Annotated in this window: 11 protein-coding genes; 9 read left to right on the forward strand and 2 right to left on the reverse strand. The window is 51.2% G+C overall.

Annotated features, from left to right (window positions below; genetic code table 11):
* Window positions 1-21 precede the first annotated feature (21 nt).
* Entirely contained in the window at window positions 22-471 is a 450-nt protein-coding gene (locus CFI03_RS02685; protein ID WP_127494030.1) for a hypothetical protein, read from the reverse strand.
* Between the two features lie 117 nt (window positions 472-588).
* Between CFI03_RS02685 and CFI03_RS02690 the strand changes: the two genes are divergently transcribed.
* Window positions 589-1383 carry a carbon-nitrogen family hydrolase gene (locus CFI03_RS02690; RefSeq protein ID WP_248756390.1) on the forward strand — a complete coding sequence of 265 codons (795 nt, stop codon included), beginning with the start codon at window positions 589-591 and terminating at the stop codon, window positions 1381-1383.
* 4 nt (window positions 1384-1387) lie between these two features.
* Here the strand turns inward: CFI03_RS02690 and CFI03_RS02695 are convergent, their stop codons facing one another.
* Entirely contained in the window at window positions 1388-2281 is an 894-nt protein-coding gene (locus CFI03_RS02695) for a LysR family transcriptional regulator (RefSeq protein WP_248756391.1), read from the reverse strand.
* A 167-nt stretch (window positions 2282-2448) separates the two neighbouring features.
* Between CFI03_RS02695 and leuC the strand changes: the two genes are divergently transcribed.
* The 8 genes from leuC to CFI03_RS02735 all read left to right on the forward strand — a co-directional run.
* Window positions 2449-3864, forward strand: coding sequence for a 3-isopropylmalate dehydratase large subunit (gene leuC / locus CFI03_RS02700; protein ID WP_248756392.1), 1416 nt, complete (start codon window positions 2449-2451; stop codon window positions 3862-3864).
* A gap of 30 nt (window positions 3865-3894) precedes the next feature.
* Entirely contained in the window at window positions 3895-4494 is a 600-nt protein-coding gene (gene leuD, locus CFI03_RS02705; protein ID WP_127494022.1) for a 3-isopropylmalate dehydratase small subunit, read from the forward strand.
* Window positions 4495-4656: 162 nt separating this feature from the next.
* Window positions 4657-6078 carry an N-acetylmuramoyl-L-alanine amidase family protein gene (locus CFI03_RS02710; protein WP_201003468.1) on the forward strand — a complete coding sequence of 474 codons (1422 nt, stop codon included), beginning with the start codon at window positions 4657-4659 and terminating at the stop codon, window positions 6076-6078.
* Between the two features lie 120 nt (window positions 6079-6198).
* Window positions 6199-6795 (forward strand): GerMN domain-containing protein, encoded by a 597-nt coding sequence (locus tag CFI03_RS31265; protein WP_248756393.1) that lies wholly within the window; start codon window positions 6199-6201, stop codon window positions 6793-6795.
* 35 nt (window positions 6796-6830) lie between these two features.
* Window positions 6831-9314 carry an S-layer homology domain-containing protein gene (locus tag CFI03_RS02720; protein ID WP_248756394.1) on the forward strand — a complete coding sequence of 828 codons (2484 nt, stop codon included), beginning with the start codon at window positions 6831-6833 and terminating at the stop codon, window positions 9312-9314.
* 174 nt (window positions 9315-9488) lie between these two features.
* Complete coding sequence (nth, locus tag CFI03_RS02725; protein WP_248756395.1) at window positions 9489-10190, forward strand: endonuclease III; 702 nt, start codon at window positions 9489-9491, stop codon at window positions 10188-10190.
* A 5-nt stretch (window positions 10191-10195) separates the two neighbouring features.
* The gene (locus CFI03_RS02730; protein WP_127494012.1) at window positions 10196-10465 is read left to right on the forward strand and encodes an NAD/NADP transhydrogenase alpha subunit; all 270 of its coding nucleotides are present in this window, start codon (window positions 10196-10198) and stop codon (window positions 10463-10465) included.
* A 3-nt stretch (window positions 10466-10468) separates the two neighbouring features.
* On the forward strand, window positions 10469-12075 hold a 1607-nt coding region (locus tag CFI03_RS02735; protein ID WP_248756396.1), incomplete at its 3' end, for a dynamin family protein.

Genomic DNA, 12075 nt, shown 5'->3' on the forward strand with positions numbered 1-12075 from the left:
GGAGCGTGCAATTAGGCTGTTTTATTCCGCAGGAATCCCGATTTTCTTTATAAACGGTTTAATGTCCTCTTTGAAGAGCAGTAGGTAAGGTCTGCGCTGTTCATCGAATACGAGAAGGAGCGGAGGCTTGCCATCGCAATAAAACAAGAACACATCGTCGGCCAGCAGCTTGGTGCCGTTGACGGAAATCGTAACCGGCTTCTCCAGCGGTACGCGGTAAACGTAATTGCAGCTGTCGTCATTCGTAAGCTGCGGGGCAAGTCCCGTAATGGATGAGATCCATTTGTTCGCAAATTCCTGGTACTCCTTGTCGTTTGGCGTGGTAAGCACGACTTTGCCGGCTTTCACGTCAAATACCTGAACGGGTTTAAAAGGCTGATCCTCCGGTGCTGCCGCAAAGGCGGAGGCAGAGGCGAACGTCAGCATGACGCATAAGGCGAGCAGCAAGGCTGCTAATCGTTTTTGGCGCATTTTATATCTCTCCTTGTCCGGGAATGAATAACTCTTCTCCATTAATCTGTCCATCTTGACACAGAACCATGAGAAGGTATCATTAGGGAAAAGTAATCGATGAAAGGAACAAGGCCTATGACACAGCTATTGCGTATTGCGCTTTTGCAAATGAATATAGAGGTAGGACAGCCCGAAGCGAATTTCGCCAAGCTGTCCGGCATGCTCGAGGAGGCTGCTTCCCAGCCTAACAAACCGGATGTCATCGTTTTTCCGGAGATGTGGAACACAGGTTATGCCTTAACCGAAATTACGGAGCTCGCTGACCCGCATGGTGAACGCACGAAAGCTTACCTGACGGAATTCAGCCGAAAGCACGGCATTCATATCATTGCCGGATCGATCGCGGAAGGGCGCGAAGACGGCGTGTACAACACGATCTACGCTTTTGACCGGGAAGGAAATCAGATCGGGGATTATTCGAAAATTCATTTGTTCCGCTTAATGGATGAGGAGAAATACCTGACAGCGGGCGATAAGCTTGGCAAGCTTGAGATTGAGGGCGCGGGAGCGGGAATGATGATCTGCTATGACATCCGGTTCCCGGAGCTGGCCAGAAAGCTTGCGCTGGATGGAGCGAAGCTGCTCTTCGTGCCGGCTGAATGGCCGCATCCGAGGCTTCATCACTGGCGCACGCTTCTGACGGCCCGCTCGATCGAAAACCAAATGTTCGTTATTGCCTGCAACCGCGTAGGCGTTAGCGGAGAGACGCATTTCTTCGGGCATTCGATGATTCTTGATCCTTGGGGCGAGACCATTGCCGAAGCCGGGGAAGAAGAGACGATTGTTTACGCCGAGATCGATTTATCTCTCGTTGATGCCGTACGCGGTAAAATTCCGGTATTCGAGGACCGCAGACCTTCCTTATATTAAGGAGCTATTTGTACGGACTGATCGTTCTGTTCATCGTTTCAATAAACGCCACGGCCGCTTTGGACAAATACCGTCCTTTGCGGCTGGCGATTATCAAGGTGCGGGAAGGACGGTCCTTTAGCGATAAATAAACGGGTACGAAATCGCCGCCCGCGGCCCGGGTCAGCATTTTCGGGACAAACGTGATGCCCATGCCGCCCGCAATCAGCGATTGCACCGTCTCAATATTGCTGCTCTCAAACACGATGTTAGGAGTAAATCCAGCCTGCTGGCACAGATGCACCAGAATCTGGCGGAAGCCTTGGCCTTTCTTCAAGCCGATGAAATGCTCGTCCCGCAGCTCCTCGATCGAAATCTCGTCGGCGCGTCCGGCCAGGCGATGGCTGGGCGGTACGGCCAGGCAGATTTCCTCTTCCATTAGCGGTTCCCATTCCAGCGTCTGATCGACGAGAGGAAGAGTAAGCAGGCTTAAATCCGTACCCCCGTTAGCCGTAAGCTGCTCCAGCTTGACGGTTGTGTCTTCTACTAATATGACCTCGATCTGCGGATACAGTTCCCCGAACACCGGCAGAACCAGCGGCAGTATATGCGATCCCGTGATAGGCAGCGTCCCTACGACAAGACGGCCTCGCTTCATCTGCGCCATATCGTCCATCTCTTGCTTTAGCTGCTCGATGGCATCCAGAATCGACTGGGATTTATCCACGAATACCTGGCCGGCCTGCGTCAGCTCAACCGAATTCGTCGTGCGGCGGAAAAGCAGGACGCCCAGCTCTTGTTCCAGCTTGGACAGCTGCTGGCTGAGCGAAGGCTGCGCGATATGCAGCTTCTCGGCAGCGCGCGAAAAATTTTTCTCGATTGCGATTTGAATGACGTATTGAAGTTGTCTAAGTTCCATTCCAGCATTCCCCTTATAGTCCAAATGAGAATAGTTATCGATCTTTTATAGTTATTGCCTATAATCATTATAGATATTATATCTTTGTTGAATCAAGCAGGAGATGCTATGCTAGTAACATCTAATAGAGCAAAGCGATTATTCGCTTGAACGATGGGGTGAACATAATGACGAAAAGAACACTGTTTGAGAAAATCTGGGATAAGCACGTCATTCATCAAGAAGAGGGCAAACCAAGCATCATTTACATCGACCTTCATCTGGTGCACGAGGTAACTTCGCCGCAAGCCTTCGAAGGACTCCGCATGTCGAACCGCAAAGTTCGCCGTCCTGACCTGACATTCGCGACAATGGACCACAACGTTCCTACCAAGGATCGCTTCAATATTAAAGACCCGATCTCCAAACAACAAATCGACACGCTGACGCAAAACTGCGCGGACTTCGGCGTAAAACTGTTCGACCTGAACAACCTCGACCAAGGCGTCGTGCACGTTATGGGTCCTGAGATCGGCCTGACTTACCCGGGCAAAACAATCGTCTGCGGCGACAGCCACACTTCGACGCACGGCGCGTTTGGCGCTCTTGCGTTCGGTATCGGTACTTCCGAGGTTGAGCATGTTATGGCGACGCAATGTTTGCAGCAATCCAAACCTAAAACCATGGAAGTTCGCTTCAAAGGTTCCCGCAAACCTGGCGTTACCGCGAAGGACTTGATCCTTGGCGTTATCGCGAAATACGGCACGGACTTCGCTACCGGTTACGTTATCGAGTACACAGGCGAAGCTATCCGGTCCTTGACTATGGAAGAGCGCATGACGGTCTGCAACATGTCGATCGAAGGCGGCGCGCGCGCCGGTCTGATTGCACCGGACCAAACTACGTTCGACTACCTGAGAGGCCGCGAGTACGCTCCAGCGAACTACGACGAAGCCGTGGAAGACTGGAAGCAGCTTACAACAGACGAAGGCGCGACTTACGATACAGTGGTTGAATTCGATGTTGATTCGCTGATCCCGCAAGTAACTTGGGGCACTAGCCCGGGCATGGGTACGGACATCACTTCTTCCGTTCCGTTCCCGAAAGATCTGCCAACGGAAAACGAGCGCAAAGCAGCGGAAAAAGCGCTTGAATATATGGACTTGAAACCAGGTACGCCAATGTCCGAAATCGAGATCGACTATGTCTTTATCGGTTCCTGCACAAACGGCCGTATCGAAGACCTTCGCGCTGCGGCTGAAATCGCGCGCGGCTACAAAGTAAGCGAGAAAGTAACGGCTATCGTCGTTCCGGGCTCCGGACGCGTTAAGCTGCAAGCCGAAAAAGAAGGTCTCGACAAAGTATTTGCGGAAGCCGGTTTTGAATGGCGCGAAGCAGGCTGCTCGATGTGCCTTGCGATGAACCCTGACGTATTGCAGCCGGGACAACGCTGCGCATCGACATCCAACCGTAACTTCGAAGGCCGTCAAGGCCGCGGCGGACGCACGCATCTCGTATCGCCTGCAATGGCTGCGGCTGCTGCAATCAATGGCCGCTTTACGGACGTGCGCGACTGGAAAATCAAATCCGAAGTGTTGAACTAATTGAACGTGTGAGAGAGGGGTATTACCGACATGGAAGCTTTTAAACAACTTACGGGCATCGTTGCCCCGGTCGACCGCGTGAATGTCGACACGGACGCTATCATTCCTAAACAATTCCTGAAACGCATCGAGCGCAGCGGCTTTGGCCAATTCCTGTTCTTCGAATGGCGCTTCCACGAAAACGGCGAAGTAAACGCTGATTTCGAACCAAACAAACCGCGCTATCAAGGCGCTTCCGTTCTGATCTCCCGCGCGAACTTTGGCTGCGGCTCCTCCCGCGAGCATGCTCCTTGGGCGATTCTGGACTATGGCTTCAAGGTTGTTATCGCACCTTCGTATGCGGACATTTTCTACAACAACTGCTTCAAGAACGGCATTCTGCCAATCAAACTGAGCGAAGAGCAAGTCGAAGACCTGTTCCAGCGCACGGCGAAGCATGAGGGCTACAAGCTGTCGGTTGATCTGGAGAACAAAAAGCTGACTGACGAGTACGGTCTTGATCTTTCCTTCGATCTTGACGAGCACCGCCGCCAGTTCCTGCTTCTTGGTTTGGACGATATCGGTCTGACACTGCAGCATGAAGACGAAATTACGGCTTACGAACAAAAGCGTCCTGCCTATTTGGGTTAATAGATAGACTAAGAAAAGGGGGCAGCTCTTCGGACAAAGAAGAGTTGTCCTCTTTTTTCCTCTGCACGCAACTTTTTCTGACAAATTGCGTCTATTTAATCGTCTAGCAAAGTCGAATGATCTCACATTCGATGCAGGCAATTTCAGTCATCGAGGTGGAAAATGAAGAAGAAGTTTGTACCTATTTTGTTGTTTATGGCGGTTCTGTTTACTTTGTTCACTGGAGTGGGACAAGCTGCAACAACGCCAGTCGTCCCGAAGCTTTATCTGAACGACCAATTGCTGAAGCCTTATGACGATCCTCAGATCGTCAACGATTTTACCCTCGTCCCGATCAGGGTCGTGTCCGAGAACATGGGCTATGAGGTAAATTGGGCGGCAGCTACAAAGACAGTCACCATACATAACGATCAGAACGTAATTGTACTTACCATTGACAACAACATCGCACTCGTTAACAACAACAAGGTGCAAATGGACATGTCTGCCAAGCTGCAGAAGGGCAGAACAACGATGATTCCAATCCGTTTCGTAAGCGAACAGCTTGGATTAACGGTAAAATGGGATCAAGCGTCTCAGTCCGTCTATTTGTACAAAGCAGCGGACCCTGAAGAACCTTCAACTACGCCGGATCCCGGTCAGACAGGTTCGATCACTTCGATTCAATACGACAGCAGCTTCGGCATTATCATCAATTACGATGGTAAAGTAACGGCCAATAAACCGTTTAAGCTCGATAGTCCCAAGCGCATCGTAATCGATTTCCCGAACGCGACTTATTCGGACAATTTGTCGTCGCAATTCATGGGAGCGGAAACACGCATTCCCGTAGCGGATAATCCGTACATCTCCATGTTCCGTTACTCGGTATTTTCTACGAATCCGGCTACTGCTAGACTAGTGCTTGATTTGAATACGGACAAAGATGCGGATGCCGTGGTTCAAGATAACGGAGCCGGGGTAATAACCATTGGTCTTACGGATCCGGCGACGACCCCTCCGGTTGATACGACAACCCCTCCGGTAACAACGGATCCGGGTACGAAAGTATACAACGTTGTAATTGATGCCGGTCACGGCGGAACCGACCCGGGCGCGAAAAGCATTAACGGCCGCTGGGAGAAGGAAGTAAACCTTGCTATTTCTCTTAAAGTCAAAGCTTTGCTGGACAAAGAAAAAAATATTAAGCCGCTGCTTAGCAGACCGGAAGATAAATTCGTAACGCTTGCAGACCGCGTAACGTTCGCCAAGAACAACAAAGCTGATATTTTTATTTCGATTCATGCAAACAGCAATCCTACATCAAGCGTATCCGGAACCGAAACCTACTATACGCGCGACAACAGTAAAGCGCTTGCGAATGTGATCCACAAGCATCTCGTGAAGGCTACCGGTCTTAAGGACCGCGGCGTGAAATACGGAAACCTGCATGTAACGAGAGAAACAACGATGCCTGCCATTTTGCTCGAGACCGGATTTTTGTCCAATAAAGGCGACTCCGATATCCTGTACAGCGATGCGGCGCAAAATAAAATGGCATCAGAAATCGTAGCTGGAATTAAGGAGTACCTGAAACTTTCCTAGATTCTAAGAATTTAATCTTTTGACTTAGATATAAGGGCTTAGAATTTACCGGAATGAGACAAGCTTGCCGTCCAAGAACGGCGAAAGCAGTTTCACCTTGAGAAAGCGAGGAATTCGATCGTGCGCAAACCGGCATTCATCCTATTATTATTAGTCGTTATTCTTACCGCAGCCGCATGCGGAAACACAAACAAACCTCTCGGGCAGTCCGGAAATGAGGTAAGCGGCAATGCATCTTCTCCAAGCCCAACGATAGAAGCGATTGCAACTACGGAGGAAGCGGCGACTCCCGATCCATCCGTAGAACCGACCGTACAGGCTGAACAAGAAACTTCCGTTAAGATCTATTATTCGGATACGGAGCTCGAGAAGATGGTATCTAAGGATATTCAAGTGAAGTCGGGCTCCAATGAAGACCTGATCAAGCAGGCCTTGGCTGCTTTGCAGCAGGATGGACCCGAAGGCACGGTGAATTTGTGGAAGCCTATTCCAATCAAATCCGTGACGCTTAAGGACAATGCGGTAACCATCGACATTGAGCTGCCGGATACCGCCCGTCTTGGCGCACCGGGAGAGCAAATGCTGCTGGATTCCCTGGGTCAGACCTTGTTCCAGTTTGATTTTGTGCAATCTTACGATCTTCTGGTTGACGGTAAAGCGCTGGAGAGCCTGATGGGTCACTTTGATCTGGACCATCCAACGGTTCGTCATTCCTAGAATCAAACAAATGAATTGAGGAGGATTATTCAACCATGCCAAAGCATTCATCCCGTTCCAAACTTATTGCCGGCGCCTTAGCGTTCTCCTTGCTTGCCGGTGGCACCTCCATTGCGATTCCGGCTCCATCCGCGTTTGCGGCCGTATCGAACAGCATGTTTGTTGACACGATCCCCGCATGGGCGCAGAAGCATGTTTCCAAGCTGGCGCTTCAAGGCATTATTAATGGTTACAAAACATCCAGCGGCACGACGGAATTCCGCCCTCTGAAAAGCGTCTCCCAAGAAGAAGCGGTCGTTATGGCTCTTCGTTTCGCCGGACTTGAGGGCGAAGTAGATCCGGACGGAATCGTCGCGTATCCGGATTCCTTCAAGGTAAGCAGCTATGCCAAGCCTTATATTATCGTAGCTTTCAAGAATGGTCTGCTTGACCAGAATGATGAGTACGCCAACGCGGCTGCCAACCCGAAAGCAGCATGGGGCACAACGCCGGCGACTCGCGAATGGGTAACGAAGCTGTTGGTGAAAGCCATTGACAAGAAACAATTAGCGGATGATCTGAGCAAGACCGCTTCCACGTTCGCCGACGGCAATCAGATTACGGCAAAATATTTGGGCTACGTTAACGCGGCCGTATCGCTTGACCTGGTAAAAGGCGTATCCGCGACGAAGTTCGATCCGAAAGCTCCGGTTAACCGTGCGAGCCTTGCCACTTTGTTCAGCCGGGCAGAGAAGCAATACAAGGTGCCTTATGCCGGACAAGTAAGCGGTATTGTTACCGCTCAAACCGCTTCATCGATCACGCTGTACAGCGAAGGGAAAGAAACAACCTACACGCTTGATTCCAATACTTTGTACTATTCGGCAGACAGCGATAACGCCATTGCGGCGGGGGATATCAAGCTGTATACGGACGTTACACTGATTGGCAACTCCGGCAAAGCGCTGTACGTGGAAACGCAAGGCACGGAGCAGCATGTCAAAACGACAATCGCCAAGCTGGACCGCATCAATACGACGGACCGTTACTTCTACGCATGGGTGAACGACGAGCCTGTGAAGTTCACGTATAGCAGCGCGGTTACCGTAAAAGACAGCACCGGCAAAACGCTTCAAATCTCCGATCTGAAGCGCGATGCGAATCTGACGATCGTACAGGATACTTTCCGTACGGCTCCTCAGGTTGTATCCATTACGGCAGAAGCGCAGACTGGCGCTAATACCGTAACCGGACAATTCTATTCCGCAGGCAGCGGCCTGATTAACTATCTGGTAGACGGTACTCTGCAGTCCAAGTTCCTGGCCGATAACGTAGTTGTCGTGATAAACGGTATCGATACGCCCACGGTTAGCGACTTGCTTAAAGACGTTGATAATATCAAGCTGACTTTGAATGATAATCAGCAAGTGACGCGCATTGAGGTGGTAAACCGGAATGTCTCGACGATAGAGTCCGCTACGGTTGTCAATTACAGCGGCGATAATAAGCTGCTTACGGTATTCGATCCTGCAACTTCGAACGCCAATGCCCTGTTCCTGACGGATTCCACCAAGATTGATTACAGCGGATCGTCTATCACGGTAAGCCAGGCCAGATCTTATCTGGTTGCGAACCGCAAAGTGAAAATTACGTATTCCGGCAAAAACATTATCTCGCTCAGCTTTATTTACAAACAAACCGGCAGCTTGGTGTCGGTAAATACAACGGATAAATTATTGTCCGTTAAACTCGATTCGGGCGAAAAGGTATCCATTCCTTACGTGTCGCCGCTTCTCCAAATTCCCGGCGTATCCGTGCCTACAATCGGAAGCCTGCAGGCAGGGGATACCGTAACCGTATTGCTGGATGCCAATCAGGAGAAGGCGGCTACGATTCAGGTTCATAAAACCTTGCAGTACCAGGTTGTGTCCGCAAACGCGTCGACGAAGCTAGTTACCGTGAAAGCGGCGGATAATTCGCAGAAAGACATTTCGCTGGTTAATGTTCCGATCACGGACGAGAACGGAAATGCCTTGACGGTGGGCGCTTTGACAAGCGGCACGATCATTAATGTCCCTTACATCGGCAGCAACATCCAGTCGGTGAAGACGATTACGATGAAATACGGCACCGTTTCCTCCGTTGCGGCAAGCAGCTTGACCGTTACCGAACCTAGCGGCACATCGTCAACGGTGACGTTCTCGAAAGGCATTAAAGTCGTCAAAGGCACTCAAACAACCTATTCGTCCTCCGCGATAGCCGCGGGAGATATCATTCAAGTCTACAAGGACGAGAACGAGCAGACGATTGTTACGGTAGCAGTCGGCGACAAGCGTACCTTCTGGAAGTACGATGCTCCTAACGCAACCCTGTGGACTTACAAAAATACTTCGGAGGATAACAGCAACTTTGCTTATATTACTTCGAACACAAAAATCCTGTATAACAATGCGTCCATCCAAGTGAGCGCGTTAAAAGACGGGGATACGATTACAGTATATGCCTTCAATAATACGGCTCTCAAAATCGTAAAATCGTAGGCTTTTGTTAAAAATTAACGGGATTTCATGAAGACCTCGCCCTAAATTCTTATATTTTGTGAAAATACCGTCCAAAAGGGCGGTTTTTTCTTTATTTAGGGCTGAATAAGGTTGCTTCTCGTGACAAATTTCGCTACACTTTGAACGATAGTGTTTGGGATTAGGAGAGAGACGATGAATGCGAAGCAGAAGATGCGACATATATTGGATACGTTGGCGGAGATGTTCCCGGATGCACATTGTGAATTGCATCACAGCAACCCGTTCGAACTGACCATAGCCGTCCTGCTGTCGGCGCAATGTACGGATGAGACGGTGAACAAAGTCACGGTCAATCTGTTTCAGAAATACAAACGGCCGGAGGATTATTTGGCTGTGCCGCTGGAAGAGCTGGAGCAGGATATTCGCCGTATCGGATTATTCCGCAGTAAGGCATCTAATATTCAAAAGCTATGCCGCATCCTAATCAATAAATACGAAGGGGAAGTTCCCGAGAGGCATGAGCAGTTGACGGAGCTGCCCGGCGTTGGGCGGAAGACAGCCAATGTGGTTGTCTCGAACGCGTTTGGCGTTCCCGCTATCGCCGTAGATACGCATGTGGAGCGGGTATCGAAACGGCTTGGCGTGGCTAAGCTGGATGATACCGTGCTGGAAGTCGAAAAGAAGCTGATGAAGCTTGTGCCCCGCGAGGAATGGACGCTCACCCATCACCGGCTAATTTTTTTCGGCCGCTATCATTGCAAAGCACAAAACCCGCAGTGTCCGATATGCCCGCTGCTGGATCTGTGCAAGGAAGGCAAACAGCGTATGAAGCCGGGTGGACAAACGAAAACTAAAATTTTAGCAACTAAACCGAAAAAAGCCAGTGAAGGATGATGAAGATGAAATGCATTTCCGTGTATACAAACAATTTTGAACTGTTCTCCGATATTTTTGAGCAGGTTCTCGAAGCACCTCCGCAAGAAAACGAGGATATTCTGGTAGAAGGCGTCACCGTAAGCGGCTCCGGCGATGTACCGGATCAGTACATTGAGCGTATGCGCCAAAAGCCTGAAGTCGTTGTTATGAAGGAAAAAGAACGCAACATTATGATTTTGCAGCACGGCAACGTGTTTGAAATCTGCCTGCCTGCGGAAGAGGAAGCTGTATAGACCATGATGGAAACGACAGTACGAAGCATGACAGAAGCACTGTCGCATGCCGCTGCGGAAATGCAGTCGGCGGGCGACAGTCTACACGCAAAGCAAGTACTGGAGTTGAACAGTAAGCTGGCCGAAGGCCGGCTTACTGTTGCATTTTGCGGACATTTTTCAGCCGGCAAATCAACTCTGGTTAACCGATTATGCGGAGCACAACTGCTTCCGTCCAGCCCGATCCCTACAAGCGCAAACGTTGTGGCCATTCGCGGCGGCGAGACGGCAAAGGCAAGCGTCGTTAGCGTGAAGAACGGAGAGCGCGTCAGCGTGGATATTCCGCTCGAGGAGCTGGACGCGTATTGCAAAGACGGCGAGAACATTGAATCCGTATCGATCTATTATCCTACCGATCGCCTTGGCGATCATACGGTTCTTCTCGATACTCCCGGTATCGATTCCACGGATGACGCTCACAGAATGTCGACTGAATCCGCCCTTCATTTGGCGGATGTCGTCTTTTATGTAATGGATTATAACCATGTCCAATCCGAGATTAACTTTGCGTTCGCGAAGCAATTGAAGGACTGGGGCAAGCCCTTATACTTTATCGTAAATCAGATTGATAAGCACCGTGACCGTGAATTGTCGTTCGAGCAGTACCGGAAGAGTGTGGAAGAAGCGTTTCAAGCTTGGCATCTGGAGCCGGCGGGAATCGTTTATTTGTCGTTGCGGCAGCCGGATCATCCTCATCAGGAATGGGAGCAGCTCGAGCTTTTGCTGTCCCAGCTGGCAGCGGAAAGAGTACCTCTTGCGGCATACAGCGTAGATGCTTCGCTGCATCATCTGGTGGCCGAGCACAAAAAATGGTGGGACCTGCGGGATGAACCGGAGCGTGAACGCCTGATTGCCGAAGCTGGAGGCGAGGAAGCGGCAGCCAAGGTGAAGGCGGAGATGGCTCAGCTTGAAGCCGAGAAGAACAGGCTTGCGGAAGAGCCGGAGCGCCTGCGCGTTGAGCTCCGCCGCAGCGTTCAGTCGCTTCTGGATAACGCGATCATTACACCGGCGCCATTGCGGGACAAAGCGCATGTCTTCCTGGAAAGCCGGAAGCCAGGCTTCAAGACGGGCCTGTTGTTTGCCGGGGCGAAAACGGCTGCAGAGCAGGAACGCAGACTGGAGACGTTCCGGACCGAATTTGCTTCTCAGGTGAATGCCGCCATTGACTGGCATGTGAAGGATATGCTTCGCCGCGCGGCAGAGAAGGCCGGCTATCCGGCCGATCGGATAGAGCAGGAGCTGATCGCCGGCTTATCCTGGCAGCCTGAGCCGAACTGGCTTATCGAGAAAGTAAATACCGGGGCGACCTTCGGCAATGAATATACGATGGTTTACAGCCGCGAGCTGGCCGCGGAAGTGAAGCTCATCTACCGCAAGCATGCGTTCGATATCATCGACGTGCTTGCGCAGCATGTTGCCGCCGCGAGCACAGCCGCAGCGGATGAGGTTGCCGCGCAGCTAGCGGCGCTTGGCGAGCAGGCCGGCGCGCTCGCGCAGCTCGCGGCGCTGGCGCAGCGCGCAGCCGCGCATGCGGCGCAGCTCGCCGCAGCGCTGCCGCCGCGCGCGCCGCG

Origin of the sequence: Paenibacillus sp. ATY16 (assembly GCF_003399985.2) — a bacterium.
GTDB lineage: Bacteria > Bacillota > Bacilli > Paenibacillales > Paenibacillaceae > Pristimantibacillus > Pristimantibacillus glycanilyticus.